The following is a 26,186-nucleotide window of genomic DNA, read 5'->3' on the forward strand; positions in this document are numbered from 1 at the left end:
ACGGCGCCCTCGTGGACGGTCACGAGGCCGAGATGACCTGGTCCCGCGCCGGCGCGGCGACGATCATCATCGACCACACCGCCGTGCCGGGCGCCCTGCGCGGCCGCGGCGTGGGCCAGGCCCTGGTGCGCCGCGCGGTCGAGGATGCCCGCGCCGAAGGCCGCAGGATCGTGCCCCTCTGCCCCTTCGCCCGCGCACAGATCGCAAGACACCCCCAATGGCAGGACGTGCTGGAAGGTTGATAGATTCCGGTCCGAAGGTATTCACCCTGCAAGAAACGCCATCCCATCCGTTCGGCTGGGAAAGATGGCTGGGACGGACGCCCCGCAAGACTTGTCGAGCGGTGCGCCGTCGCTAGGTCGTCCGTCGCCGGAATGACCGTCGTGCCGGATGGCGATCACCGGCGATCCGGGATCCATCGCGCGACATGAATCGGATGAATCGTGGCCCGGGACCGCGCGATCGATCCGCCGGCGCTGGCCTTCGCGTCTCGGGCGGTGTTTTCCATCGCCTTCGGTCCCGGCGCGCGATGCGTCCAACCACCGTATCGCCGCGGAACTTTCCGGGATCGCCCAAGCGCGATGTCGGATGCCGACCCTTGTTTCGCTGGCGGTGACGAGCGGATCACGCCATCACGTCGCGAAAAGCCGTGGCCCTGGCACCGCGTCTCCGCGCGAAAGATCGCCCACGTCCGGCCGCCGCGGAAACCCACCTGCCTTCCTTCGGCGCGCCGACCGTGAGAGACCTGTCGTCGCCATGCCCGATTTCACCAACCTGCTTTCCATCGCCGTGACGCTTTACGTGGTGGGAGCGACGATCTTCATCGTGTCGGAAAACCGGCGTCCGCAGTCGAGTTTCGCCTGGCTGTTCCTGTTCTTCACGCTGCCCGTCGTCGCGCCTGTCCTCTATGTGCTGTTCGGGCGGATGCGCGGGGGCGTCGGGCGGACGCGCACCCTGACGCGGCACGACCTGCCCGGGCACCTGGTCCAGACGCTCGACCGATTGCAGGCGGAGCATGTGCGGGCGATCGAAGACCTGGCGGGATGGCATTACCCGCGCGACCGGCTGGCGCGGATGATCCATTCCAACTCGAACGTCTACGTCACCCTGTCGAACCGGGTGGAACTGCTGCAGGACGCATCCCGCCAATACCCGCGTCTGATGGACGACCTGCGCGCCGCGCGGTCGAGCATTCACCTGCAATACTACATCTGGGAGAACGACACCGTCAGCGCGGAGTTCGAGGCGATCCTGATCGAGCGGGCGGCGGCGGGGGTCGAGGTGCGGCTGCTCTATGATCCGGTGGGATCCATCGGCTCCTTCGGCCCGTTCCGGCAGCGGGCCTTGCGCGCGGCGGGCATCGACGTCCGGCCCTATTCGCCGCTTTGGCGGGTGCATACCATCTCCTATCGCAACCATCGCAAGATCGCGGTGATCGACGGACGGATCGGCCATACCGGGGGCCTGAACATCGGCAAGCAGCACCTCGACCCCGGCCGGGGGTTCGCCCGCTGGCGCGACACCAATCTGCGGCTCGAAGGCGCGGCTGTGCTCGCGCTCCAGGGGGTCTTCGCCATCGACTGGTCGAACGCCACGCGCGAACGGCTGCTCGGCCCCGAATACTTCCCCGAGGCGCCGCCCTTGGACGACAACCTGCCGGTGCAGCTTTGCCTTTCGGGGCCCGATTCCGAATGGCGCGCGGTGCGGCAGCAGTATTTCGCCATGATCGTCGGCGCACGCCGGCGGGTGCGGGTGCAGACGCCGTTCTTCATCCTCGACGACACGGTGATGGAGGCGCTGAAGGCCGCCGCGCTCGCCGGGGTCGACGTGTCGGTGATGATCTCGGCGCGCGGTCCGGGACAGCACGTCCCTTACTGGGCCGCCAACACCTTCAAGGCCGAGGCGGCTGAGGCGGGGGTGGAGGTCTTGCTCTATGAGGACGGCTATCTGCATGCCAAGACGGTGACGGTGGACGGCGAGGTCGCCTCCGTCGGGTCGGGCAACTGGGACATCCGGTCCTTCTCGATCAACTACGAGCTGAACGCGCTCGTCTACGATGCCCGGCTGGCCGGCGATCTCGAAGCGGCCTATGACGCGGACCGCGCCGCCTGCCGGGTCTTCGACGCTGACGCCTACCGCGCGCTGCCGTTCTGGATGCGGCTGCGGGATTCGGCCGCGCGACTGGTGTCGCCACTGATGTAGGCGCGGGCCCTCAGGTCAGCTTCCGACCCAGCAGGGTGCCCGGACCCGCGCCGGTGCTGGCGCCCGGCCAGACGGCCGCGCCGGTGTGGTAGAGACCTTCGAGCGGCGTGGCGCCGTCGGATCGGCCACGCATCGGCCGGAAGATGGCGTTCTGCGACAGGTGGTGGCTGCCGCAGACCTGGTCGCCGCCCACGAGGTTGGGGTTGTCGGCCTCCAGGTCCAGGGGCGAGACGCAGCGCATCCCCAGGATCAGGTCGCGCAGGCCGGGCGCGTGACGCTCCACGATGTCGAGCGCGCGCTCGGCGAAGGGCGCGAGCGCGGCGTCCCAGTCGGTCGCCTCGATCTCCCCCGCGGCATCGCCCCGGATCTCGCCCGGCACCATCCGCACCTGCAGCCAGAGGGCGTGCCTGCCTTCCGGCGCGCGGCTGGGGTCGATGGCCGTGGGCTGGCCCACGACGATCATCGGCTCCTCCGGCAGAAGGCCCGCGAGCGGCTGCTGGTAAGCCCGTGCCATCATGTCGAGCGTGGGCGCGATGGTGACATAGGCATAGTCGCGCAGCGCTTCCCCGGCACGCCAATGGGGCAGGTCCGACAGGGCGAGGTGGATCATCACCGTGCCCGGCGCGTGGCGGAAGGTGGCGAGCCCCTCGTCATAGCGCGCGTCGCCGGTGCCCCCCGTCAGACGGGCCATCGCGCGGGGGGCGACGTTGGCGACGATGGCCTTCTCCGCGCCGATCCGCCGTCCGTCCGACGTCTCGACCGCCTCGGCACGGATGTCGTCGTGCAGGATGCGCGTGACCTCGACCCCGCATTCGACGGTGCCGCCCTGTGCCTCGATCTCGGCTACCATGGCGCGGATGATCGTGTCGGAGCCGCCCCGGCCCAGATACATGCCCCCCGCCTGGTCGCCGAAGGCTTCGAGATAGGGAAAGATCGCGCCCGAGGCCACGTCGGGCGCATAGTCGATGTGCATCCCCCAAGGCGCCAGCGCGGCGCGGATCTTCTCGGACTCGAACGTCCGGCCCAGCCATTCGCGGGGCGAGGAGAGGAGGAACCGCGCGATGTCCAGCGTCCCGCCCCGGCCGTTCTGGCGCAGTGCGTTGAACCCGAGCCCGCTCAGCGCGGTCCATTTCATCGGGCTGGCCATCAGCCCGCCGATGATGGCGGATCGCGCGGGAAACCCGTGGGTCAGATCTCTCCAGGCCGCCGCATCCCGCTCCGACAGCGCCGCCACGCGGGCGAGGTTGGCCTGCATGTCGGTACCCACGCCGAACCACGTCCCGTCGTCGTAGACGGAGGCAAAACAATGATCCGCCTTCACGAACTCCGCCCCCTGTCGCTCCAGCGCCGGGCCGAAGTCGCCGTAGAAGGCCGAGTTGCGGAAGTTCGACAGGTTCATCGCCGCCCAGTCGTGGCGGAACCCCGGCTCGGTCAGCTCCTGCGTCTTGACCGCGCCGCCGGGCGTGCCGGCGCGCTCCAGCACCCTGACCGACCAGCCCGCCCGCAGCAGGTAGAGCGCGCAGACGAGGCTGTTGTGCCCCGACCCGATGATGACGGCGTCCTGCGTGTCCTGGGTCATGGGGCGTTCCTCCGGCGGATGGCATCCCCTTCGAGGTATGCCCTGCGCCCCGAAGGGCAAGGCCGGGGTCTCAGGCGTCCCGCGACGGCAGCGTCATCCAGAGCCAGGCGCCCGGCAGCGAGGCCACGACGCTGCCCAGGACGAAGGCCAGCAGCGACACCGGAACGGAGGTTTCGGGCGGGATGCCGAACTGCGCCAGGACCACGGCGAAGGCCGCGTCGCGGGTGCCCACGCCCGCGAAGGTGATCGGCACCAGTTCCACCAGGCTGACCAGCGGCAGCGCGATCAGGAAGTGCCAGACCGCGATATCCGCATCGAAGGTCAGCGCGCAGGTCCAGAGGAACACCGCCCGGAACACCTGAAGCAGCAGCGCCAGCACGAAGGCCCAGGCCATCATCCGCCGGTTGCGGAAGGTATCCAGCGCCTCGAACGCGCGCCCGACGAGCAGGTGCGGGCGATCGAAACGGGACATGGCGCGCAGCACGGCGCGGCGCAGCCCCCGGTGCATGACCGCTCCCACCCCCGCCACGATCGCCAGCAGCCCCCCCGCGCCCCAGAGGACCAGGTCGTCGCGCAGCGCCGAAGGCAGCAGCGCGACGGCGAGCAGGGCGAGGACGACCTGCGCCAGCAGCGACAGCACCCGGTCGGCCAGCACCGAGGAGACCGCGACGACCCCCCCCGTCGCGCGCGAGAGGCCGAGCACGCGCATCGCCTCCGTCCCGATGGTGCCGGGCAGGAACAGGCCCGCGAAGGCACTGACGAAGGTCAGCCGTACGAAGACCATGGTGCCGACGCCCAGGGCCGGATCAACCAGCCGCGACCAGCGATAGCCCGAGAAGGCCATGAGACCCACGCCCGTCGCCACGGCGAGCGCCAGATACCCCGGACGCGCGTCCAGAAGCGTGTCGGCCATGGCCCGCAGGTCCAGAAGGCTCAGCAGGAACAGGATCAGCACGAGGCCCAGCCCGTAGCGGACCCAGGGCCGCCGCAGCAGGGCGCGCAGGCTCCGGGTCACGCCTGCCACGTCAATAAACCGCCCGGCCCGAGACCCGGCGCAGGACCTTGGCCAGCAGGATCGCCGCCATCGACCGGCGGCCCCGGCCCGGCAGCCGCCGCAGATAGTCGGACTTGAGCCGCACGCTGCGGAACGGATCGTCGCCCGCGCGGTTCCCCCGCCGCTCGGGCAGAAGGCCCCAGAAGGTGCTGGCGTGCCCCGTCTCGCGCGCCGCCGCGACGGCCGCCTCCGACCCCAGCGTATAGGGCAGGCAGAGGTGGCGCACCCTGTGCCCCGGCAGCCGCGCCTCGATGATCCGCCGCGCTTCCGCAAGGCTGTGGCGCATTGCGGCGTGCGTCTCGTCGGGCGCCTCGGCGGTGCCGATGGGCAGGCCCGCCTTCCGCCGTTCCTCCACCACCCCATGCAGCCTGTCGCGCCAGTTGGGCGCGTCGAACCGGCCCCCGGCCGCATCCCGCAGGTCGGCGATCAGCCCGGCGTCGGGGCGAAAGGCGGGCGCCCCCGACATCCGCGAGGTGGTCTCGAACAGCGGATAGCCGAGGGCGGAGTCCTCCTCCCCCGGTTCGTCGCCCGTTGCGAAGGGGATGTCGAAGGGCGCCGTGCGGTCGCGGGGGCCGACGAAGCCCAGAACGCGGTCCGACGCCGGCACCTTGTGATGGAACAGCGTATGCGACTGGAAATCCACGAGGCCGGAGCGCGCCATCGCCGCGATCTCGGGCCAGGTCATCAGGTCGGGGTCCGCGCTCGCCAGTCCTTCGGGGCGGTCGTCGGTCGTGGGCCGCACCCCGTCCGCGTCGCGGATGTAGCCGGGGATCAGGAAGACCACGGCCGTCATCCCGTAACGCCGCAGCAGGGGAAACCCATGGCTCCAGACGCTCGCCCGCCCGTCGTCGATGGTCAGCAGGACCGCGCGGTTCGGCATGGGGCGCCGCCCGGCCAGCGCCTCGACGAAGGCGTCGCAGTCGAGCGTGCGATAGCCGTTGCCGGCAAGGAACTTCAGGTCCGCCTCGAACTCCGCCGCGTCGATGCTGTGATAGACGAAGACCGGGATCTCGCCCTGCAGCGCCTTGGGTCGCCGCGCGCCAACGAAGCCGGGATAGCGGCCGCGCGTCAGGCTGGCGACCTCCGCCCCCATCTCGGCGGCGGTGCCGAGCGCCTTGCGGAGGCGCTTCATGCGAACCGCCCGACGGCGCACCAGTAGCCCGCGAGCACCCGGCTCGCCCCCCGGACCAACCGGCGCAGCGCCGGGCCGGACCGCCGCACCGGCACCGTGAGGCGGCCGGCGTGCAGCACCCGCCCGTCGCCCACCCGCCGGGTCGCGGCGATCCGCCGCCGGTCCGCTCCGATCCCGCGCCGCAGCCCCCAGACGTCGCGCACCGCCCGGCCATAGTCGCCAAGGCCCCCCGCGATCCATAGGAAGCCGATCAGCACCGCCTCGAACGGGATCAGCAGCGGCGCAAGCAGGATCAGCGTGCGCAAGCGGTACATCTTGAACAGGATCAGCAGCCGGTTGCGGATCTGCCCGTAATATCGCGGCGTGCCGCGGATGCGGGCGTGGTACACCACGGCATCGGGCACCGAATAGCATGCCCGCCCCGCGATCATCATGCGGTGGTGCAATTCCCCGTCGTCGCCCCAGCCGATCACGAAATCCTCGTCGTAGCCGCCCACCTCGCCCAGCCGGTCGCGGTCGAGAAGCTGGATGCCGCAGCCGATGCCCCGCACCGGCCCCCGCGCGCGCAGCGTGGCATGGTCCATCGACGAATCCTGCGACCAGCACAGGAAATGCAGGTTGTGGCTGCGGTTGCAGATCTGCCCCGACCCGTCGTCGAACAGCACGACCGGCGTGCAGGCCGCGGCGTCGGCCCGTTCCGCGAGCACCGCCTGCATCCGGTGCACGGCCTCCGGCGCGAAGGTCACGTCGTTGTCCGAGATCAGCACGAAGCGGTGCCGCGCCGCCGCCAGTCCCGCGTTGCGGACGACCGAGGTGCGCCCGGTGTTCTGCGGCAGGCGCACGATCCGAACGTCGGGATAGGCCGCGGCGACGAGGTCCGGCCCGCCGTCCGTCGATCCGTCGTCCACCAGGATGACCTCCGCGGGCGGCGGCTCCTGCGACAGGATCGAGGCGAGCGTCCGCAGGACATAGTCCGCGCCGTTGTAGTTGATGACCGCGCAGGAATAGGGCGGCGCGTCGACCCGGTCGGGCCTGCCGGACGGATTGTCCATCGATCTGTCTCCCCCTGCCGCGAAAAGGCGTCGCGCTGCCGGATACCCCGCCCGGCCGTCGCTGCGGACCTGCGCAGAATCGTCCCCGTCCGATACAGGACAAACCGGACGGCGGTCATGGGCTAAATGACGACCGTGTCGAAGTCATCTCCTGACCCGCGCCCCCATCCGGGGCTTGGCCGGGCCCCCGATCCATGCGTAACCTGACCGCGCAGGGCGATGGCCCGACCGAGGGGAGACGACACATGCTGAAGCCCGGATTCGCGATCCTTCTGCTCACCACCGCCGCGGGCGGCGCCATGGCGCAGGACAGCGCCCCCGATGCCTGCGCCGCGCTTTCGGGCCTGGGCCTCGCCGACACCGCCGTCGCCCTCGCCGCCGAGGTCGAGGCGGCGGGCGACCTGCCGCCCTATTGCCGTGTCGCCGGCACGATCCGCCCTGCCATCGGGTTCGAGGTTCGCCTGCCGGCCAGCGACTGGAACGGCAAGTTCTACATGGCCGGCTGCGGCGGCTTCTGCGGCAAGGTCGACGCCGAGTCCCCCAATACCTTCAACGCGATCAACCACGCGCTCCGCCGCGGCTACGCCACGGCCACCATGGACGGCGGCCACTGGGGCACCGGCTCGACCGACGCGCGATGGGCGGCCGCCGACCCCGTGGCCGAGGCCGACTGGGGCTACCGCGCGGTGGAGCAGACGACGCGCGTGGCCAAGGCCCTGACCGAAGCCTATTATGACGCGGCGCCGGAACGGTCCTATTTCGACGGCTGCTCCACGGGTGGGCGGATGGCCAACATGGCGGCGCTGCGGATGCCCGATGCCTTCGACGGCATCATCTCGGGCGCCCCGGCGCTCGACTATCCGGGCCTCGTGGGCACGTCCTTCGCCTGGATCGCGCAGGCCAACGACGACGGCTCGGGCGGGCGCATCCTCGATTCGGCCGACGCGCAGATCGTGGCCGGGGCCGTGACGGCGCAATGCGACGCCGCAGACGGGGTCGAGGACGGGATGGTTTCCGACCCCGCCACCTGCGACTTCGACCCATCGACCCTCGACCTCTCGCCCGAAAAGATCTCCGTGCTGGAGGCGTGGTATTCCGAACCGGCGGACAGCCAGGGCCGCAGCCTCTTTCCCGCCAGCGTGCCGGTCGGCTCCGAACCCTTCTGGCCGCTCTGGCTCACCGGCCTGCCCGGCGGCGGCGGCGCGCTCGTGCCCGAGGCGTTCGGCCCGAACTTCCTGCGCTACATGGCCTTCCCTGACGATCCCGGCGCGGATTACGGCCCGCAGGACTTCGACTTCGACACCGACCCGGCACGCATGGCGCCGCAGGAGGCGATCTACAACTCCGACGACCCCGATCTCGGCGCCTTTGCGGAAAGCGGCGGCAAGCTTCTGATGTATCACGGCTGGGCCGACGCCATCGTCTTTCCGGGCAAGACCGTCGACTATTTCGAGACGCTCGGCCAGACCACCGAAGGCGACTTCGCCCGGCTGTTCATGATCCCCGGCATGGATCACTGCGGCATCCAGGGAACCGGGCCGGGCATCGCGCAGGACGGCTTCGACGCGCTCGGCGCGCTCGACGCCTGGGTCGAGACCGGCACCCCGCCCGACAGCCTGCCCACCACCAAGGTCGTGGACGGCACGCCCCAGTGGTCCCGCCCGGTCTGCGCCTGGCCCGCCCGCGCGGCCTTCGGCGGCGAGGGCGACTGGCGCGACGCGGCGAACTGGACCTGCGAGGAAGGCTGAGCGACCGAGGGCCGCTGACGGCCCGTCGGGAGGCGTGCCCGTCCCTCTTGGACCCGCGGAGGTGCTTGCCATGGGCCCCGCCGCTTGCGAAGCCATGATACGGCGCCTGTCGCGCCCGAGGAACACGCCCTGGCCGCGCCCGTCACATCGCCCTTCTCGGTGCCCATCTTCCGGGCCATCTGGCTGGCGTCGATGTCGTCGAACTTCGGCGGGCTGGTGCAGGCCGTCGGCGCCTCCTGGTTGATGACCTCGCTGTCGGACTCGCCCCAGCAGGTCGCGCTGGTGCAGGCCTCGACCGCGCTGCCGATCATGCTGTTCTCGCTGACGGCCGGCGCGATCGCAGACAACCTCGACCGCCGGCGGGTGATGCTCGCGGCGCAGGCCCTCATGCTTTGCGTCTCGGTCCTGCTCGCCGTCTTCGCCTGGAACGAGTGGCTGACGCCCTGGGGGCTGCTCGCCTTCACCTTCGCCATCGGCTGCGGCACCGCGCTCAACAACCCCGCCTGGCAGGCCTCGGTGGGGGACATGGTGCCCCGCGCCATCCTGCCGGGCGCGGTGGCGATGAACTCCATGGGGTTCAACATCGCCCGCTCGGTCGGTCCCGCCATCGGCGGCGCCATCGTCGCGGTGGCGGGGGCGGCCGGCGCCTTCCTGACCAACGCGCTCAGCTACGTGGCCCTCATCGTCGTGCTGCTGCGCTGGAGGCCCGACGTGCGGCCGCGCGATCTGCCGCGCGAGCGCATCGGCACCGCCATGGCCGCGGGGCTGCGCTATGTGGCCATGTCGCCCAACATCCGCATCGTGCTGGCGCGCGGCTGCGTCTTCGGGGCCGCCGCGGCCGCCCTTCCCGCGCTCATGCCCGTGGTGGCGCGCGACCTGATCGCCGGCGGGCCGCTCACCTACGGCGTCCTGCTCGGCGCCTTCGGGGTGGGTGCGGTGGGCGGCGCGCTCTCGACCGGCGCCCTGCGCCTCCGGCTCAGCACGGAGTGGATCGTGCGCCTCGCCTCCCTCCTCCTCGTCGCGGGCGCCGTGGGCACGGGGGTCAGCCGCACGCCCCTCCTCACCATCCCCGCGCTGATGCTTGCGGGGGCGGGCTGGGTGCTGGCGCTTTCCACCTTCAACGTGACGGTGCAGCTCTCGACCCCCCGCTGGGTCGTGGGCCGGGCACTGGCGCTCTACCAGATGGCGACCTTCGGGGGCATGACCGCCGGGGCCTGGGGCTTTGGTCTGGTGGCCGAACAGGCGGGCGTCTCGACGGCCCTCTATGCCGCCGCGGGATTGCAGGCGGCGGGCGGACTTCTGGGCTTCCTCCTGCCGCTGCCCGCCAGCGGGACCGACGACCTCGAACCTCTCGACCGCTTCCGCGAGCCGCGGACCGCCGTGCCCATCCATTTCCGCTCCGGCCCCATCGTCATCACCATCGACCACCGGATCGCGGCTGCTGACGTGCCGCGCTTCCTTGCCGCGATGAACGAACGGCGGCGCATCTCGCTGCGCGACGGCGCCCGGCGCTGGACGCTCCTGCGCGACCTGGCCGACGCCGAACTCTGGATCGAGCGCTACCACGTGCCCACCTGGCTCGAATACGTGCGCGACAACCAGCGCCGAACGCAGTCGGACCGCGAGAACTTCGACCTCGTCCGCAGCCTTCAGATCGACGGCCAGGTTCCCGTCGTCCGCCGCATGATCGAACGTCCCGTGGGCTCCGCCTCCGCCCACCATCACCCCTCGGGGCGCGAGGCGGGCGACCCCCTGACCGACCCGACGCGCGCGAGCTGACCCGTCGGCGCGTTCCGATCCGCGCCGTGCGCTTCAGACGGGATCCCAGCAGAAGACGTCGGCCGACACGTCGAGGGGCACGAAGGCGGCGCGGAGGGCGGGGATGGCCCGCTCCCGGACGGCGTCGATGCTCCAGCCGTCGCCCGCGTGGACGGAGCGGACGGGCCGGGATTGCGACATGAGGAAGATCTCGTTGTTGCGGACGGCGAAGATCTGGCCGGTGACGTCGGCGCCCGCATCGGATGCGAGGTGGAGGGCAAGGGGCGCGATCTTCTCGGGCACCATGGCCTTCATGCGGTTGACGCGCGCCTCCTGCTCCGGGCTGTCCACCTTGATCGAGGAGGTCATCCGGCTCCAGGCGAAGGGCGCTATGCAGTTCGACCGCACGTTCCAGCGCGCGAGATCGAGGGCGATGGACTTCGACAGCGCCGCCACCCCGAGCTTCGCCGCCGAATAATTGGCCTGCGCCAGGTTGCCGATCAGGCCCGAGGTCGACGTCATGTGGATCAGGCTGCCCGCGTTCTGGTCGCGGAAGACGTCGGCGGCGGCGCGGCTGGTGTTGAAGCTGCCGTAGAGGTGGACCTTCACCACGGCGTCGAAATCCTCATAGGTCATCTTGTGGAAGAAGCCGTCGCGCAGGATGCCCGCGTTGTTGAGCACCGCATCGAGGCGGCCGAAGGCGTCGGTGGCCTGCCGCACCATGGCGCGGGCGCCGTCGGGGTCGGCCACGCTGTCGCCGTTGGCCACGGCGGTGCCGCCCATCCGCTCGATCTCGGAGACGACGGCGGCGGCGGCGTCGCTCGATTCGCGCTGGCCCCCGAGGGAGGCGCCGAGGTCATTGACGACGACGCGGGCGCCGGCCTTTGCGGCCTCCAGGGCGATGGCGCGGCCGATGCCGCCGCCCGCGCCGGTAACCAGGATGACTTTGTCGTTCAGGGGCTGTTGGTCGGTCATGAGGTCTCCGTCGGTGGGGTTGGGGCGTCGGGGGCGGCGCGGCGCAGGACGCGCGTCTCGATCTGCAGGGCGGCGTCGCGCAGGGCGTCGCCGATGCGGTCGAGGTCGCAGGGCGCATGCTGGCCCGCGATGGTGATGCTGCTCAGCCCCAGGCGGGGCCGGCCCGCGGCGTCGGAGGCGAGCGAAGCGACGATCTCGAGCCCGCGGAACAGGCGGCCGCGGTCGAAGGCCACGCCGGTGCGCCGGGCGGTGCAGGCATCGTCCCAATAGGCGTCGAAGCCGGGCGCGGACTGCCAGCGCACGCCGTCGTAGCCTGCCCGCGCCGCGTCGCGGTCCATGCCCGTCGCGGCGACATAGCACCGTCCGACCGCGCCGCCGAAGACCGGCAGGCGGGCGTTACGGGCGATGACCGCCTGCACGATGCGTTCGGGCGTGAAGCGGTCGATGAGGACGATGCGGTCGGTCGCCGTGATCTGCCAGAGGGCGACCATGGTGCGGTGGTCCTGCGCGATGGCCCCCAGCATGGGGCGGATCAGCCGGGTCGGGTCGGCGCCGAGCAGCGGCGCGGCGAAGTCGAGGAGGCCCAGGTCGGGCGTGTAGGTCTTGGCCGCCGGGTCGAAGCCGATCAGCCCCTCATGCGTCAGCGTCCGCAGGATGTTGAAGGCCGAGGAAACGTTGAGCCCGGCCTCGCGCGCGATCTGCGTGGCCCCCATCGGCCGGCCGCGCGCGGTCAGCAGGTGCAGGATGCGGACGGCATTCTGCACGGCGGGGACGAATTTGACGGGCGGATCGCTGGACATTCCATTTCCTTGGTGGAATGTTATTCTTTATACGGAATGACGGCGCCGGCGCAAGCGGCGCCTGCCGGACCAGGGGAGGGACCCGCATGACCGCAGGAGTGGACGAGGACGTCTTCGCGCAGCTTGTCGAGACGGTTGACCGGTTTGCGCGCGAGCGCCTGATCCCGGCCGAGCACCGGGTCGAGGCCGAGGACGAGGTGCCCGAGGAGATCGTGGGCGAGATGAAGGCCATGGGCCTGTTCGGCCTGTCCACGCCGGAGGAGTTCGGCGGCATCGGCCTGAGCGTGAGCCAGGAGGCGGTGCTGATCGAGACGCTGTGCTATGCCTCGCTCACCTTCCGGTCGCTGATCGGCACCAACGTGGGCATCGGCTCGCAGGGGATCGTGATGGACGGCACGGCGGAGCAGAAGGCGCGCTGGCTGCCGGGGATCGCCAGCGGCGAGGTCATCAGCGCCTTCGCCCTGACCGAGCCCGACAACGGATCGGACGCGGGTGGCATCCGCACCATGGCCCGGCGCGACGGTGACGACTACGTCATCGACGGGACCAAGCGCTACATCACCAACGCGGTGCGCGCCGATGTCTTCACCGTCTATGCGCGCACCGACCCCGAGGAGCCGGGGGCGAACGGCGTGTCGGCCTTCATCGTCCCGGCGGATACGCCCGGCATCCAGGTGGGCAAGCCCGACCGGAAGCTGGGGCAGCGCGGGACCAAGACGTCGGACGTGGTCTTCGACGGGGTGCGGGTGCCGGCCGAGGCGATGCTGGGCGGGCCGGAACGGCTGAACCGCGGGTTCCGCACGGCGATGAAGGTCCTCGACCGCGGGCGCATCCACATCGGCGCCATGTCGGTGGGGCAGGCGCAGCGGATGCTCGACATCGCCACCGACTATGCGCTGGAGCGGCGGCAGTTCGGCGTGCCCATCGGCGAGCATCAGCTGGTGCAGGGCCTGATCGCGGATTGCCAGGCGGAGCTTCAGGCCGGGCGCGCGCTGGTCCGCAGCACGGCGGCCACCTTCGACCGGGAAGGCAAGGCGATCCTGGAGGCGGCCTGCACCAAGTATTTCTGTACCGAGATGGCGGGCCGGGTGGCGGACCGCGCGCTTCAGATCCACGGCGGGGCGGGATACATGGCCGAATACGATATCGAACGGCTCTACCGCGACGTGCGGCTTTTGCGGATCTACGAGGGGACGAGCCAGATCCAGCAGCTCGTCATCGCGCGGCGCACGCTGGCCGGGCGCGGGGCGTGACCGTCCCCGAGACGCCCGCCCGGCGCCCGGAGGAAATGCCGGGGCAGTCGAACTTCGCCGGACTGCTGGGCATCGACGTCGTGTCGGTCGCGCCCGAGGCCGTCACCTGCACGATGAAGGTGACGGAGGCGCTGGCCAACCGCAACGGCGCGCTGCACGGCGGCGCGGTGATGACGCTGGCGGACAATGCGGCGGGCACCTCGGCCTTCATCAACATCCCCGCGGGGCGGTCGAACACCACCATCGAGAGCAAGACCAACTTCCTGCGCGGGGTGCGGGTGGGCGATACCGTCACCGCGCGCTGCGAGCCGATCCACCGGGGGCGCACGACGCTGGTGTTCCAGATCACCATGACGCGCGGCGACGGCAAGACCGTCGCCGTCAGCACGCAGACGCACATGATCCTCGACTGGGAGCGGTGATCCGCGCGCCCGGGCCAGACAGACGCAGAAAGGCACGCCATGTCCGACATCGACACATCCCGCCAGGGTCCGCAGGCGACCTATCAGGCATTCCTCGCGCAGGGCCGCTTCATGATCCAGCGGTCGCGGGAGACGGGGGAACACGTCTTCTGGCCGCGCGTCGCGGCGCCGGGCGGGGCGGGCGATCTTGAATGGGTGGCGCCTTCCGGAAATGGCACGGTCTACGCCATCACCGTCAACCGCGCGCGGTCGGGGGACCGCAACATCGCGCTGATCGAGCTGGCGGAGGGGGTGCGGATGATGTCGACGCTGCCCCGCGTCGAGACGGCACCCATCGGCGCGCCCGTCACGGCGCGGATCGAGGAGGCGGCGGACGGGCCCCGCGTGGTGTTCGACCTGACCGGGGGAGATGCGGCATGAGCGTCGATCTGCGCGGACGCGCCGCCATCGTGGGCATGGCCACCGCCGGCACGGGCGAGGCGCCGGGGTTTTCGGCCATGGAGCTGCTGGGGCAGGCGGCGCTGGCCGCCGTGGCGGATGCGGGCCTGACCATGGGCGACATCGACGGCGTCTTCGCCGCGACCAGTTCGCACGCCTTCCCGACGATGAGCGTGGTGGAATACCTCGGCCTGCGCCCGCGCCATTTCGACGGCACCAATGTCGGCGGCTCCAGCTTCGAGCTGCATCTGCTCCAGGCCACGCTGGCGCTGGAGGCGGGGCTCTGCGACGCGGCGCTGATCTGCTATGGCTCCAATCAGCGGACGGCGGGCGGGCGGCTCGTGTCGATGAGCGAGCCGCAGTGGCACGAGACGCCCTATCACCCACGCCACCCGATCACCGCCTACGGCCTCGCCGCGAGCCGGCACATGCACGAATACGGCACCACCCGCGAGAACCTCGCCGACGTGGCGCTGGCGGCGCGGGACTGGGCGAACCTCAACCCCGATGCCTTCGCGCGCGGGCCGCTGACGAAGGAGGAGGTGCTGGCGTCGCGGATGATCTCGGACCCGCTGACCAAGGCGGATTGCTGTCTCGTGACCGACGGGGCGGCGGCCTGCGTGCTGGTGCGGGCCGACCGGGCGCGAGATCTGGCGGCAAAGCCGGTCTATTTCCTCGGCGGCGGGGCCGCGAACTGGCACCGCTCGATCGTGGCGATGCCGGACCTGACCACCACCGCCGCGGTCGAGAGCGGGCCGCGCGCGCTGGAGATGGCGAAGGTGGGACGGGAGGAGCTGGACCTCGTGATGCTCTACGATGCGTTCACGATCAACACGGTGCTGTTCCTCGAAGACCTCGGCTTCTGCCCCAAGGGCGAGGGCGGACGCTTCGTCGGCGATGGGCGCATCGCACCCGGCGGCGAGCTGGCCGTGAACACCAACGGTGGCGGCCTGTCCTGCGTGCATCCAGGAATGTACGGCCTGTTCCTTATCGCGGAGGCGGTGGCGCAGATCCGGGGGCAGGCGGGCGAGAGGCAGATCGCGGATTGCGATCTGGCGCTCTGTCACGGCAACGGCGGCACCCTGTCGAGCCAGTGCACGGCGATCCTGGGGTCGGAGGCCACGCTTTGACGGCCAGCGCGCTCGACCGGCTGCTGGCGCCGCGCTCGGTCGCGGTGATCGGCGCGTCGGAGGATGCCACCCGCATCGGCGGCCGGCCCATCGCGGCGATGCTGGCGGCGGGATACGCGGGCCGCATCCTGCCGGTGAACCCCAACCGCCGCGAGGTGCAGGGTCTCACCTGCCATGCTTCGGTGGACGACCTGCCCGAAGCGCCCGACGCGGCGCTGATCGCGGTTCCGGCGCGGATGGTGCCCGAGACGATCGCGGCGCTCGGCCGGCGGGGCTGCGGGATGGCGACGCTGTTCTCGGCGGGCTTCGCGGAGGCGGGCGCCGACGGGGCGGCGGCGCAGGCCGACCTGCTGGGGCGCGCGCGGGACGCCGGGATACGACTGCTGGGGCCGAACACGCTGGGCGTCTACAACGTCGACCTGGGGTATTACGGCACGTTTTCCTCCTCGCTCGACACCGGGTTCCCGCGGCCGGGCAACATCGGCATCGCCAGCCAGTCCGGGGCCTTCGGCGCGCATCTGGGCGCGCTGGCGCGGGACCGGGCGCTCGGCTCCTCGGTCCTCGTCACCACGGGCAACGAGGCGGACATCACCGTGGCCGATGCGATCGCCTGGATGGCGGCGCGCGACGGAACCGACGTGATCTGCGCCTACATGGAGGCGGTGAACGACGCGCCGGGCCTGTTGTCGGCGCTGGATGCGGCGCGCGCGGCGGGCAAGCCGGTAATCGTGCTCAAGGCCGGGCGCTCCACCCTGGGCGCGCGGGCGGCGGCCTCGCATACCGCGTCGCTGACCGGGGATGCGGTCGTGGCGGACGCGGTGCTGGCCGCGCATGGCGCCATCCTCGTGCGCGACCCGGAGGCGATGATGGACATCGCTTATGTCGCGTCGAAGAGGATCGTGCCGCGCGACCGCTCGCTCGGCGTCATCACGGTGAGCGGCGGCGCGGGCATCGTGATCACCGACGAGGCGGAGCGGATCGGCCTGCCCATGCCCGAGATGCCGGCGCAAGCGCAGGCCCGACTGAAGGCGCTGCTGCCCTATGCCGCGCCGGCCAACCCGCTCGACTGCACGGCGCAGGCACTGAACGACCCGTCGCTGCTCGAAAGCTTCACGCGGGCGGCGCTGGCGGATGGCGGCTATGGCGCGGTGCTGTCGTTCCTGACCTATGTGGCCGGGTCGCCCGCCATGTCCGAAACCATCCTCGCGGCCATGCGGCCCCTGCGCGCCGAATGGCCGGACCGGATCATCGCAATCTGCGGCCTGGGCGCGCCGGAGGTCATGGCGCGATACGACGCAGAGGGGATCCTGGTGTTCTCGGACCCCTGCCGCGCCCTGCGCGCCATCGACGCGGTCTGTGTCTGGGGTGCAGCGCGAGGTGCGGTACGGCGGGACCCGCCCGTGCCGCCGGAGGTGGCGCTGCCCGACCGGGCGCCCGACGAGGCGGAGGCCAAGCGCCTGCTTGCGGCGTCGGGTATCAGTTCAGCTCCCGAGGAGGCCGTGCAGGGCGTGGAGGCGGCGGTCGAGGCGGCGGACGCGCTCGGCTATCCGGTGGTGATGAAGATCCTGTCGCCGGACATCCTGCACAAGTCCGACATCGGTGCGGTGCGCCTGAACCTCGGCGACGCGGAGGCGGTGCGCGGGGCCTATGGCGCCATCGAGGCCGCCGTGCGCAGCGGCGCGCCGGAGGCGCGGCCGGCGGGCATGCTGGTCGCGCGGCAGCTTTCGGGCGGGATCGAATGCCTGATGGGGATCAACCGCGACCCGACCTTCGGGCCGGTGGCCGTCTTCGGTCTGGGCGGCATCTTCGTGGAGCTTCTGGACGACGTGGCGCTGCGGGCCTGCCCCTTCGACGAGGCGACGGCCCGGGAAATGATCCTGTCGATCCGGGGCGCGGCGATCCTGACCGGCGCGCGGGGGCGGCCGCCGGCGGACGTGGACGCGCTGGCCGCGATGCTGTCGGGGCTGTCGGTCTTCGCCGTCGGGGCGGGGCCGCGCCTGCGGTCGGTGGACCTGAACCCGGTGCTGGCGATGCCCGAGGGACAGGGGGCCTTCGCCCTCGACGCCGTGATCGAACTCGACGGGGAGGCATGACATGGCCATTGACCGCGACCGCCTGCTGAACCACGACATCCCCGAGGTGCGCCAGAGCTATGGCCCGCGCGAGGTCGCGCGATACGCGCTGTCCATCGGGATGGGGCAGGACCCGACCGACATGGCGGTGCTGCCCTATGTGGGGGGTCTCGGCGACGACATCCGCGCCATGCCCGCCATCGCCTGCGTGCTGGGCCATCCGGGGTTCTGGCTGTCGGACCCCTCCACCGGCGTGGATGCGCTGCGGGTGGTGCACGGCGAGCAGGGCATGACCATCCACGCGCCGATCCCGCCGGAGGGCACCATCCGCGCGAAGACCCGCGTGACCGAGGTGATCGACAAGGGGGAAGGGCGGGGCGCGCTCCTCTATTCCGAGAAGGAGGTGCGCGACGCGGCGACCGGTACGTTGCTGGCCACCTGCCGTGGCACGACCTTCCTGCGCGGCGACGGCGGGTTCGGCGGCCCCTCGGGGCCGGTGCGGCCGCCGCATGTCCTGCCCGAGACGCCGCCCGACCATGCGTTCGTCACGCCGAACCGGCCCGAGCAGGCGCTGGCCTACCGCTGGAACGGCGACGACAACCCGCTGCACCTCGACCCTAGGGTGGCGGCGAAAGCGGGGTTCGAGCGGCCGATCCTGCACGGGCTCTGCACTTTTGGCTGCGCGGCCCATGCGCTGCTCGCCGTGCTCTGCGACCATGATGCGGCGCGGTTCGGGGCGATGGACGGACGCTTCACCGCGCATGTCTTTCCGGGCGAGACGCTGCGGACCGAGATCTGGCGCGACGGGTCGTTCCGCACGGTGGTGGTGGAGCGCGATGCGGTGGCCATCGGCAACGGCCGGTTCGAGACGAGGACGACGCGATGACGGGGCTTTCGGTCGAACGGCACGGGGACGGGCTTGCCGTCGTGACGCTGGACGATGCGGAGCGCCGCAACCCGCTGGGCCACGGGGTGCGCCAGGCCCTGACGCGCGCCCTGTCGGAGGCGGAGGCCGACGACGCGGTTCGGGCCGTCGTCCTGACCGGGGCGGGGGGCCAGTTCTCGGTGGGCGGTGACATCCGTGATCAGGGCGCGCGCAGTCCCGCCGAGCAGCGCGAGCGTTTCGCCACGGTCAAGGATATGGTGGGCCGCATGGTCCACCTGTCAAAACCCCTCGTCGCGGCGGTCGAGGGATGGGCCGCGGGCGGGGGCTTCGCGCTCGCCATGGCCTGCCCGGTGGTGGTGGTGGCGCGGGACGCGCGGTTCACGGCGGCCTTCACGAAGATCGGCCTTATCCCCGACATGGGATTGCTGGCGACGTTGCCGGCCCGGATCGGCCCGGCGAAGGCGCGGCGGATCATCCTGTCGAACCGGACGATCGGCGCGGAGGAGGCGCTGGCCCTGGGGATGGCCGAGGAGATGGCGGAGCCGGGGGCCGCGCTGGCACGCGCCTGCGCGATCGCGCGGGAGGAGGCGGAGGGCGCGCCGCTGCCGCGGCAGTTCGTCCTCGACTGGTTCGCGCGCGAGGTGGATGCGGCGCTGGACTATGAGCGGAGCCTGCAACCGATGCTCCTGGGCAGCGAGGATGCCGCCGAGGGACGTCGCGCCTTCTTCGAGAAACGCGCGCCCCGCTTCCGGGGGCGCTGATCTTGGCGGACGGCGCGGTCGCGGCGGGTCATGCGGTCGCACTGCGAAGCCTTCTGCTCGCCGTCGCATCGGGCGCGGCGCTGGTCCTGGTGTTCGTGCGGGCGGACTGGCTGGCACTGGCGGCGATGGCCGCGCTGCTGGCCTATCTCTGGCTCGGCCGGCGGCTGTTCACTCTGGGCACCTGGGTGCCGGTCGCCCTGTCGCTCGCCGCGCTGGCGGTCGCCGTGGCGCGGGGAACGGGCGCGCCCGTGCTGTTGCACGCGGTGGACCGATCGCTGTTCCTCGCCGCGCTCATCACCCTTCTGGGCACGCTCCGGGCCGCCGCCTCGCTGGCGCCGGAGGTGGCGCAGGCGGGGGCCTATCTGACCGGCCAGCCGCCGTCGCGGCGCTATCTGTCGCTGACCTTCGGAGGGCACCTGTTCGGCGTACTCATCAACTTCGGCGGGCTCGCCATCCTGCTCGATCTCGCAGCGCGGTCGATGCGGGGCGAGGCGACCCTGCGCCTGCCGCCGGACCTGCGCGAGGTGAAGCTGCGCCGGATGACGGTGGCGATCGTCCGCGGCTTCGGCCTGATCTCGCTCTGGTCGCCCTTCGGGTTCGCCACGAACGTCGTGCTCATCACGCTGCCGGGGCTGACCTACCTCGACTTCGGCCCCATCGGCTTCGCGGCGAGCTTCGTCTTCGTCGCCATCGGCTGGGCCTTCGACCGGGTCGGCAACCGCCGCCTGCGGGCGCTTCCCTCGGCCCGCGCGGCCCCTCCGCCCGGGGCCTGGCGGGGGGCGGCGATGCTGCCGCTGCATGTCGCGGCCCTGGGGATCGCGATCTTCGCGCTGCACGAGGTTGCGCCGCTCGACTTCCAGGAAGCGCTGATCGTGCTGGTGCCGGCCTACTCGGCGCTCTGGGCCGGCTGGTCGGGGCTGCGCGCGGGCGTCGGGCCGGCGGGCGGCGTGGCGGCGGCGAGCCGGGACGCCTGGGCGCGGCTGCCGCGGATGGCGGGCGAGGTGGGGGTCTTCGCGGCGGCGGGGTTCCTGTCGGTGATCCTGCTTGCCATCGTGCCGGTCGATGCGCTGCGCGCCCTGATCGCCGACCTGGGGCTGGGGCCGGTCGCGCTGACGCTGGGGCTGGCGCTGTCGGTGCTGGGGCTTGCCTTCGTGGGGATCAATCCCATCGTCACCTCCTCGGTGCTCGGGGCCATCGCGTCGCAGCTCGCCGTGCCGGGGCTGAGCGACCTGGCCATCGCGCTGGCCATCATCGGCGGCTGGACCGGGGTCATCGGCCTGTCGCCCTTCATCACCACGATCCTGTTCTGCGCGGCGATCATCGACCGGCCGGCCATGCGGATCGGGCCGGTATGGAACGGGGCCTATTCGCTGACGATCTTCGCGGTCTGGTGCGCCTTCCTCGGGGCGGCCGTGGCCCTGGGGGCGGTCTGAGCGGGGCTCAGCGGGGGGCGAATTCCGCCCGGATCGCCGGGCCGTCGCCGTCGAGCGCCGGGGCGCGCGCGCGGTCCATCCGCCGCGCGCCGTCGAAGCGCGCGGGCGGGGCGGGCAGGGCCACCCCCGCGCCGCCCGGCGTCTCCACGCGCGAGGTGGCCAGATGCGGATGCGCGATCAGCCCGGCCATGTCGTTGACGCCCGCGAAGGCGATGCCCGCCGCCGCCAGCCGGGCGGACATGGGGGCGAAATCCTCCGCTGCGAGGGCCTTCGCCACGGCGGCATCCACGCGGTCGCGGTTCCGGACGCGGGCCGTGTTGGTGGCGACCTCGGGGTCCGCGACCATCCCGGGGCGCGCGAGTACCATGGTGCAGAGCGCGGCCCATTCGCGGTCGTTCTGGACGGCGATCAGAAGCTCCCGCCCGTCGCGGGTGCGGAACACGCCGTAGGGCGAGATCGACGGATGGGCGAGGCCCGCGCGGCGCGGGGCCTTTCCGGCCGCCGCATGGAGGAAGGGAACGGCCAGCCAGTCGGCGATCACGTCGAACATCGACAGGCGGATGTCGGCGCCCGCGCCGCTGTGCCCCCGCGCGATCAGGGCTTCGAGGATGGCGGCCTGCGCGGCCGCGCCGGTGGCGATGTCGACGACCGAGATGCCGACGCGCGCGGGCGCCTCGGGGCCGCCGGTCACGCTGCAGAGGCCGGAGTCGGCCTGGATCAGCAGGTCGTAGGCCTTGCGCGCGGCATAGGGACCGGTCTCGCCGTAGCCGCTGATGGTGCAGGCGATGAGGCGGGGGTTGCGGGCGCGAAGGGCATCGGGGCCGAGGCCGCGGCGTTCCAGCGTGCCGGGCCGCAGGTTCTGCACCACCACATCGGCCGCATCGGTCATGGACAGCAGGAGGTCGCGGTCGGACGGGTCGTCGAAGTCGAGCGCGATGGATTGCTTGCCGCGGTTGAGCCAGACGAAATAGCTGCTCTCGCCCGCCGCCGCCGTGTCGTAGCCGCGGGCGAAGTCGCCTTCAGGCCGCTCCACCTTGATGACGCGCGCGCCGGCATCAGCGAGGCGTGAGGTGCAGTAGGGCGCGGCGACGGCCTGCTCGATGGCGACGACGACGATGCCGTCCAGTGGTCCCTGCGCCATCGGCCGATCCCCTCGCTGAAGTCCGGACCGAGCCTAGCCTGCCAGTCGTCATGCCGCCAAAGACCGTTTGAGAATGACAGTCATGCCCGCGCGACATGGCGGCTGCTACAGCGTCGTCCCGGGCCATTCGCCGGAGGTCGAGAGGCGGTGCACCTCGGCGATGAGGAAGTCCGAGAAGGCGGTGGACAGGCGCGAGACCGGGCGGTCGAGGGGGGACATCAGGACCAGCGTGCGGTCGATGTCGCGGTGGACGATGGGCCGTGCGACGAGGCGGCCCGCGCGCACGTGGTCGATGACGCTGACGAGGGGCAGGATGGTATGGCCGAGGCCGCGTTCCACGAAGGCGAGCATGGTGGGCAGGATGTCGATTTCGAGCACCACGTCGAGCGTCGCGCCCTCCCGCTGGGCGATGGTCTCGATCCGGCCGCGCAGGCCGTGTTCCGGGTTGGGCAGGATGAGCGGCAGGCCCAGGGCCTCGCCGGCGGTGACGGGGGTTCCGTCGGCCGGGCCGGTGGCGGCGGACTGGATCAGGAACAGGCGTTCCAGGATGACGGGACGGGTGCGGATGGCGTCGGACCGCTGGCCTTCATAGGCTACGCCAAGGTCGATCTTGCCGCGGATGAGCCAGTCGCGGACATGGCCGCTGAAGCCCGAGACGATCCGCAGGCGCACCTGCGGGTGCTCCTCCATCGTCCGGAGCACGAGGTGGGTGGCCAGAACCTCGGCCACCGTGGGCGGCAGGCCCAGCGTGAGGACGCCCGAGAGGCCCTGCCCCGCGCCGCCGATCTCTCCGGCCAGACCATCCACATCCTCCAGGATCAGCGCCGACCGGCGGGCGAGGCGCAGCCCCTCGTCCGTGGGCACGACCCCGCGACCGTGGCGGCGCAGCAGGACGACGCCCAGCTCCGCCTCCAGCGCCTTGACCTGGCGGCTGAGCGCGGGCTGCGCGATGCGGAGCTGTTCGGCGGCGGCGGTGATGGAGCGCAGGTCCACGATGCGGACGAAGCTGCGAAGCTGCCGTAGGTCCATCCATGCCTCCCCGGTATCTCTGATATAGCAATAATGCATTTGCAACATGGCTGCCAGTCTCCCACGCTCCGGGGATGGGAGAATGGGGAGCCGTCCGTCTTCGACGGCGGCGCCTGCGGGCGGGCGCGGCATTGGCCTTGGCACCCTCCGGAACGATCAGGGGAGGAACGACATGAACTTCACGAGCTTCAGGACGACGGTGGCCGCGCTCGCCACCTGCGTGGCGCTGCCGGCCGCGGCGCAGGACTTGCCGGACACGATGGTCTGGACGGCCTATGATGTGGGATCGGCCGGTTACGCCGAAGCCTCGGCCATCGCGGATGCCTTCGGGCGCGAGTTCGGCACGCGGGTCCGCATCCAGCCTTCGGGCAGCGGCATCGGGCGGCTTCAGCCGCTGTTGCAGGGACGCGCGGACTACGGGTTCCTGGCGACCGAGGCGTTCTTCATGGGCGAGGGGGCCTATGACTACGCGACGAAGGAATGGGGCCCGCGCCAGTTGCGCGCCGTGGCGGGGCGCCCGGCGGGCATCACGCTGATCGCGGCGGGGGACGCGGGCATCGACACGGTCGCGGACGCACGGGGCAAGCGGATCGCCTTCGTCGCGGGCAACCCGTCGGTGAACGTGAAATGCGAGGCGATCCTGGCCTTCGGCGACCTGACGCTCGAGGATGTCGAGGTGGTCATGTTCCCGACCTATGCCGCCGCCATGTCTTCGATGACGCGCAACGAATCCGATGCGACCTGCACAACGCCGACGACGAGCCAGCTCTACGAACTGGCCGAGAGCCCGCGCGGCATCCACTATGCCCCGCTGGAGGCCGACAACGCCGAAGGATGGGAAAAGCTGCTGCGCGTGCTGCCGATCATGGGCCCGTCCGACGAGGACATCGCCGCGGGTCTGCCGGAGGGCGAGATCGCCAAGATGGCGGCCTATCGCTATCCGGTCATCACCACGACGAAGGACAAGGCCGAAGACGAGGTCTATGCCTTCATCAAGGCGCTGGACGAGAGCTACGACCTCTACAAGGACGGGACCGCCACCATGGGGCGCTGGTCGCTGGACCTGGCCGGCAAGCCCGCGATGGACGTGCCGTTCCACGACGGCGCCGTGCGCTACCTGCGCGAGATCGGCGTCTGGACGGACGAGGACGAGGCCTGGAACCAGAAGCGCACCGCGCGGATGGATGCGCTGGTCGCGGCCTGGGACGAGTTCCTGGAGGCCAATTCCGATATGCCCGATGCGGAATACGCCGACGCCTGGATGAGCCGCCGGGCCGAGGTCCTGGCCTCGCTCGACTGATCCCCGTGCGGGATCCTGCCCGGCGCCTTCCGCGCCGGGTCTCGATTTGAGGGCTTCGGGGGCGATGCCATGACAGACGACAGCGCAGGGACCGCGGAGGAGCGTCCGCCCAAGGCCCCCGTCGGATCGACGGAGCCTGCGGGCGCGGTCCGCTGGCTCGTCCTGGCGCTCGGAGCGGCAGGGGTGGCGCTTGCGGTGAACCAGCAGTTCCTGCTCGGGCTGTTCGGGTTCCAGCCGCTGGGCAACGCCTATCTCTACTACCTCATCGCGATCTTTCTCGCCGTCACCTTCCTCGTGCTGCCGCTCTGGTCGGGGGCGCCGCGCTGGACGGTCTGGCCGAACCTCGTGCTGGCAGCGCTGGCGCTGGTCAGCGCAGGCTGGCTCGGCAATCACGGGCTCGACATCATCCAGCGCGGCTGGGAATACGACGCGCCGCCCACCGCCGACGTCATGGCCGGCATCCTGATCGTGCTGGTGCTGGAGGGCGTGCGGCGGGCGGGCGGGCCGATCCTGCTGGCGACGGCGCTGCTGTTCGGGACCTTCCCGCTTTACGCCGGGCACATGCCGGGGTTTCTCTGGGGGACGCAGTTCGGCCCGGTCGAGACGGTGCGCGCGCACGTCCTGGGCGTCGAGAGCATCATCGGCATCCCGATGCAGGTGGTCGCGGAGCTGGTGATCGGCTTCGTCATCTTCGGATCGGTGCTTGTCACGACGCGGGGCAGCGACTTCTTCATGGCGCTCGCCGCCGCGCTCATGGGGCACACCCGCGGCGGGCCGGCCAAGGTGGCGGTGCTGGGGTCGGGTATCCTGGGCTCTCTGTCGGGCAGCGTCATCTCGAACATCCTGACCTCGGGGCCCTTCTCTATCCCCACGATGCGGAAGGTCGGCTATCCGGCGGGCTATGCCGCCGCGATCGAGGCCTGCGCCTCCACCGGGGCCACGCTGATGCCGCCGGTGATGGGGACGGTGGCCTTCGTCATGGCGTCGTTCCTCGGCGTGCCCTACGGCACCATCGTCATCGCCGCGCTGATCCCGGCCCTGCTGTTCTATGCCGCGCTCCTGTTCCAGGTGGACATGTTCGCGGCGCGGCGCGGACTGGAGGGGTTGCCGCGGTCCGAGATCCCCCGGGTCTGGCCCATCCTGCTGCGCGGCTGGCCCTATCTGCTCAGCCTCGCGGTGCTGATCTTCGTGCTGATGGGGCTGCGCCTCGAATCCCGCTCGCCCTACTACGCCTCGGCGGTGATGCTGGTGGCCACGGCCTTCCGCAAGGAGACGCGGCTGACGCTGGCACGGGCCAACGACCTGCTGCTCGACATCGCGGTCAACGTGGGCAAGCTCGTGGCGATCCTCGCGGGGATCGGGCTGGTGGTGGGCGGGCTGTCCTATACCGGCGTGGCGGGGGCCTTCTCGCGCGAGTTGCTGCTCCATGCGGGTGGCAACATCCCCTTGATGCTGCTGGCGGGCGCGGTGACGAGCTTCGTGCTGGGCATGGGGATGACGGTGACGGCCTGCTACATCTTCCTGTCGATCCTGCTGGCCCCCGCGCTGATCCAGGCCGGGCTGAACCCGCTGGCGAGCCATCTGTTCATCCTCTACTGGGGGATGCTGTCCTACATCACGCCGCCGGTGGCGCTGGCGGCGATCACGGCGGCGAACATCGCCGGCTCCAGACCCATCGAGACGGGGTTCCGGGCGATGCGGCTGGGCCTACCGCTCTTCGTGCTGCCCTTCATCTTCGTCTACGACCCTGCCCTCATCATGGAGGGGACCGCGCTCCAGATCGTCGAGCGCGTGGGCCTGACGCTCATCGCCATCTGGGCCATCACGGCGGCCTTCGAGGGATGGATCTACGGAGTGGGCACCGTGGGCGTGGTCAGCCGCGTGGTCTTTGCCGCGGGCGGCGTGCTCATCATCCTGCCGGAGCTTCTGACCAGCATCGCGGGGGCGGGGGTGCTGGTGGCGGTGGCGGCCTTCAACCTGTTGCGGCGCGGACGGCGGTCCGCCTCCAAAGCCTAGGAGAC

General features: G+C 71.3%; 22 protein-coding genes. 14 read left to right on the top strand and 8 right to left on the bottom strand.

The features are described 5' to 3' along the window. Positions 1–11: 11 nt before the first annotated feature. Positions 12–242, top strand: a complete 231-nt coding sequence (locus tag JAN5088_RS00025) for a GNAT family N-acetyltransferase (protein ID WP_199502134.1) — start codon at positions 12–14, stop codon at positions 240–242. 514 nt (positions 243–756) lie between these two features. Then, on the top strand, positions 757–2,202 hold the full coding sequence (gene cls / locus JAN5088_RS00030; RefSeq protein WP_055680766.1) for a cardiolipin synthase: 1,446 nt from the start codon (positions 757–759) through the stop codon (positions 2,200–2,202). Positions 2,203–2,212: 10 nt separating this feature from the next. Here cls and JAN5088_RS00035 read toward each other — a convergent pair whose 3' ends face one another. The 4 genes from JAN5088_RS00035 to JAN5088_RS00050 all read right to left on the bottom strand — a co-directional run bounded on the left by JAN5088_RS00035 (position 2,213) and on the right by JAN5088_RS00050 (position 7,019). Next, the gene (locus tag JAN5088_RS00035) at positions 2,213–3,781 is read right to left on the bottom strand and encodes a phytoene desaturase family protein (protein ID WP_055680767.1); all 1,569 of its coding nucleotides are present in this window, start codon (positions 3,779–3,781) and stop codon (positions 2,213–2,215) included. A gap of 70 nt (positions 3,782–3,851) precedes the next feature. Further along, the gene (locus JAN5088_RS00040; RefSeq protein ID WP_158448451.1) at positions 3,852–4,796 is read right to left on the bottom strand and encodes a lysylphosphatidylglycerol synthase transmembrane domain-containing protein; all 945 of its coding nucleotides are present in this window, start codon (positions 4,794–4,796) and stop codon (positions 3,852–3,854) included. Between the two features lie 10 nt (positions 4,797–4,806). Next, positions 4,807–5,967, bottom strand: a complete 1,161-nt coding sequence (locus JAN5088_RS00045) for a polysaccharide deacetylase family protein (RefSeq protein ID WP_055680769.1) — start codon at positions 5,965–5,967, stop codon at positions 4,807–4,809. After that, entirely contained in the window at positions 5,964–7,019 is a 1,056-nt protein-coding gene (locus JAN5088_RS00050) for a glycosyltransferase family 2 protein (RefSeq protein WP_055680770.1), read from the bottom strand. Before JAN5088_RS00050 ends, JAN5088_RS00045 begins: the two co-directional genes overlap by 4 nt. A gap of 245 nt (positions 7,020–7,264) precedes the next feature. Here JAN5088_RS00050 and JAN5088_RS00055 point away from each other — a divergent pair, with 245 nt between their 5' ends. Next, the gene (locus JAN5088_RS00055; RefSeq protein ID WP_233489671.1) at positions 7,265–8,767 is read left to right on the top strand and encodes a tannase/feruloyl esterase family alpha/beta hydrolase; all 1,503 of its coding nucleotides are present in this window, start codon (positions 7,265–7,267) and stop codon (positions 8,765–8,767) included. A 129-nt stretch (positions 8,768–8,896) separates the two neighbouring features. Further along, positions 8,897–10,546 (top strand): MFS transporter, encoded by a 1,650-nt coding sequence (locus tag JAN5088_RS00060; RefSeq protein WP_055680805.1) that lies wholly within the window; start codon positions 8,897–8,899, stop codon positions 10,544–10,546. A gap of 33 nt (positions 10,547–10,579) precedes the next feature. Here JAN5088_RS00060 and JAN5088_RS00065 read toward each other — a convergent pair whose 3' ends face one another. After that, positions 10,580–11,500, bottom strand: a complete 921-nt coding sequence (locus JAN5088_RS00065) for an SDR family NAD(P)-dependent oxidoreductase (protein ID WP_055680771.1) — start codon at positions 11,498–11,500, stop codon at positions 10,580–10,582. Continuing rightward, complete coding sequence (locus JAN5088_RS00070) at positions 11,497–12,300, bottom strand: IclR family transcriptional regulator (RefSeq protein ID WP_055680772.1); 804 nt, start codon at positions 12,298–12,300, stop codon at positions 11,497–11,499. The genes JAN5088_RS00065 and JAN5088_RS00070 overlap by 4 nt, the downstream gene beginning before the upstream one ends. An 86-nt stretch (positions 12,301–12,386) precedes the next feature. Between JAN5088_RS00070 and JAN5088_RS00075 the strand changes: the two genes are divergently transcribed. From JAN5088_RS00075 to JAN5088_RS00110, 8 genes are read left to right on the top strand one after another with little or no spacing between them, the layout of a single operon-like run. Further along, positions 12,387–13,553 carry an acyl-CoA dehydrogenase family protein gene (locus tag JAN5088_RS00075; RefSeq protein WP_055680773.1) on the top strand — a complete coding sequence of 389 codons (1,167 nt, stop codon included), beginning with the start codon at positions 12,387–12,389 and terminating at the stop codon, positions 13,551–13,553. After that, entirely contained in the window at positions 13,550–13,975 is a 426-nt protein-coding gene (locus JAN5088_RS00080; protein ID WP_233489673.1) for a PaaI family thioesterase, read from the top strand. The genes JAN5088_RS00075 and JAN5088_RS00080 overlap by 4 nt, the downstream gene beginning before the upstream one ends. 39 nt (positions 13,976–14,014) lie before the next feature. Continuing rightward, on the top strand, positions 14,015–14,395 hold the full coding sequence (locus JAN5088_RS00085) for a Zn-ribbon domain-containing OB-fold protein (RefSeq protein WP_055680775.1): 381 nt from the start codon (positions 14,015–14,017) through the stop codon (positions 14,393–14,395). Beyond that, entirely contained in the window at positions 14,392–15,543 is a 1,152-nt protein-coding gene (locus tag JAN5088_RS18460; RefSeq protein WP_055680776.1) for a thiolase family protein, read from the top strand. Before JAN5088_RS00085 ends, JAN5088_RS18460 begins: the two co-directional genes overlap by 4 nt. Further along, positions 15,540–17,636, top strand: coding sequence for an acetate--CoA ligase family protein (locus tag JAN5088_RS18465; RefSeq protein WP_199502133.1), 2,097 nt, complete (start codon positions 15,540–15,542; stop codon positions 17,634–17,636). The genes JAN5088_RS18460 and JAN5088_RS18465 overlap by 4 nt, the downstream gene beginning before the upstream one ends. Before the next feature lies 1 nt (position 17,637). After that, a complete protein-coding gene (locus JAN5088_RS00100; RefSeq protein WP_055680778.1) occupies positions 17,638–18,501 on the top strand; it encodes a MaoC/PaaZ C-terminal domain-containing protein in 864 nt (287 codons plus the stop codon). Further along, positions 18,498–19,262 (top strand): enoyl-CoA hydratase/isomerase family protein, encoded by a 765-nt coding sequence (locus JAN5088_RS00105; RefSeq protein ID WP_055680779.1) that lies wholly within the window; start codon positions 18,498–18,500, stop codon positions 19,260–19,262. The genes JAN5088_RS00100 and JAN5088_RS00105 overlap by 4 nt, the downstream gene beginning before the upstream one ends. Before the next feature lie 2 nt (positions 19,263–19,264). Next, entirely contained in the window at positions 19,265–20,695 is a 1,431-nt protein-coding gene (locus JAN5088_RS00110) for a hypothetical protein (RefSeq protein WP_055680780.1), read from the top strand. Between the two features lie 7 nt (positions 20,696–20,702). On the opposite strand, the gene JAN5088_RS00115 is transcribed toward JAN5088_RS00110, so the two are convergent. Then, entirely contained in the window at positions 20,703–21,836 is a 1,134-nt protein-coding gene (locus JAN5088_RS00115) for a CaiB/BaiF CoA transferase family protein (protein ID WP_055680781.1), read from the bottom strand. A 105-nt stretch (positions 21,837–21,941) separates the two neighbouring features. Beyond that, entirely contained in the window at positions 21,942–22,865 is a 924-nt protein-coding gene (locus JAN5088_RS00120; RefSeq protein ID WP_055680782.1) for a LysR family transcriptional regulator, read from the bottom strand. A 172-nt stretch (positions 22,866–23,037) separates the two neighbouring features. Here JAN5088_RS00120 and JAN5088_RS00125 point away from each other — a divergent pair, with 172 nt between their 5' ends. Together JAN5088_RS00125 and JAN5088_RS00130 are read left to right on the top strand one after the other, a co-directional pair. Continuing rightward, positions 23,038–24,165 (top strand): TAXI family TRAP transporter solute-binding subunit, encoded by a 1,128-nt coding sequence (locus JAN5088_RS00125; RefSeq protein ID WP_055680783.1) that lies wholly within the window; start codon positions 23,038–23,040, stop codon positions 24,163–24,165. 69 nt (positions 24,166–24,234) lie between these two features. Then, positions 24,235–26,181, top strand: coding sequence for a TRAP transporter permease (locus JAN5088_RS00130; protein WP_082429716.1), 1,947 nt, complete (start codon positions 24,235–24,237; stop codon positions 26,179–26,181). The last annotated feature ends 5 nt before the right edge of the window (positions 26,182–26,186 follow it).

This window comes from Jannaschia rubra (assembly GCF_001403735.1).
GTDB classification, from domain to species: domain Bacteria; phylum Pseudomonadota; class Alphaproteobacteria; order Rhodobacterales; family Rhodobacteraceae; genus Jannaschia; species Jannaschia rubra.